The 1502-nt window shown below is 66.6% G+C and carries 1 protein-coding gene; it reads left to right on the top strand.

The genetic code is table 11. From position 1 onward, the window contains the following. On the top strand, positions 1-1500 hold a 1500-nt coding region (gene adh, locus INT49_RS20770), incomplete at its 5' end, for an aldehyde dehydrogenase (RefSeq protein ID WP_193119623.1). Positions 1501-1502: the final 2 nt, after the last annotated feature.

The following is a 1502-nucleotide window of genomic DNA, read 5'->3' as shown; positions in this document are numbered from 1 at the left end:
ACCGACGGAGCGAAGGTCACCTTCGCGCAGCGGTACGAGAACTACATCGGGGGCCAGTGGGTCCCGCCGGTCAAGGGCGAGTACTTCGAGAACCCCACCCCCGTCACCGGCAAGATCTTCACCGAGGTGGCCCGCTCCACCGCGGAGGACATCGAGAAGGCGCTCGACGCCGCCCACGCCGCGGCACCGGCCTGGGGGACGACCTCGGTCGCCGAACGCGCCGTGATCCTCAACAAGATCGCGGACCGCATCGAGGAGAACCTCGAGATGCTGGCCGTGACCGAGACCTGGGACAACGGCAAGCCGATCCGGGAGTGCCTGGGCGCGGACCTGCCGCTCGCAGTGGACCACTTCCGCTACTTCGCCGGCGCGATCCGAGCCCAGGAGGGCGCACTCTCGCAGATCGACGACGACACCGTCGCCTATCACTTCCACGAGCCGCTGGGCGTGGTCGGGCAGATCATCCCGTGGAACTTCCCCATCCTCATGGCGGTGTGGAAGCTGGCCCCGGCGCTCGCGGCCGGCAACTGCGTGGTGCTCAAGCCCGCCGAGCAGACCCCGGTCTCGATCCTGGTGCTGGCCGAGCTGATCGGTGACCTGCTGCCGGGCGGCGTGCTCAACATCGTCAACGGCTTCGGCGTCGAGGCCGGCAAACCGCTGGCCTCCAACAAGCGCATCGCGAAGATCGCCTTCACGGGTGAGACCACCACGGGCCGCCTGATCATGCAGTACGCCTCGCAGAACCTCATCCCGGTGACCCTCGAGCTGGGCGGCAAGAGCCCGAACCTGTTCTTCGAGGACGTGGCGTCGGCGAAGGACGACTACTACGACAAGGCCCTCGAGGGCTTCGCGATGTTCGCCCTGAACCAGGGCGAGGTGTGCACCTGCCCGTCGCGCGCGCTCGTGCAGGACTCGATCTACGACGACTTCGTGGCCGACGGGCTGAAGCGCGTCGAGGCGACGAAGCAGGGCGATCCGCTGGACACCGAGACGATGATCGGTGCCCAGGCCAGCAACGACCAGCTCGAGAAGATCCTCTCCTACATCGACATCGGCACGAAGGAGGGCGCGAAGCTGCTCACCGGCGGCGAGCGCGCCGATCTGGGCGGGGAGCTCTCCGGCGGCTACTACGTGACGCCCACGGTGTTCGAGGGCGACAACTCGATGCGCATCTTCCAGGAGGAGATCTTCGGGCCGGTGCTCGCGCTGACCCGCTTCTCCGACTACGACGAGGCCATCTCGATCGCCAACGACACCCTGTACGGGCTCGGCTCCGGTGTGTGGAGCAGGCAGCAGAACATCATTTACCGCGCGGGCCGGGCCATCCAGGCCGGGCGCGTCTGGGTGAACAACTACCACTCGTATCCGGCGCACTCCGCGTTCGGCGGGTACAAGTCCTCCGGCATCGGCCGGGAGAACCACCTGATGATGCTCGACCACTACCAGCAGACCAAGAACCTGCTGGTCAGCTATTCGGAGAAGAAGCTCGGCTTCTTCTGATC

The sequence above is a fragment of the Brachybacterium tyrofermentans genome, assembly GCF_014897585.1.
Lineage (GTDB): Bacteria > Actinomycetota > Actinomycetes > Actinomycetales > Dermabacteraceae > Brachybacterium > Brachybacterium tyrofermentans.
Note: the sequence above shows the minus strand (reverse complement) of the source record. Positions and strands in the feature narration are given on the sequence as shown.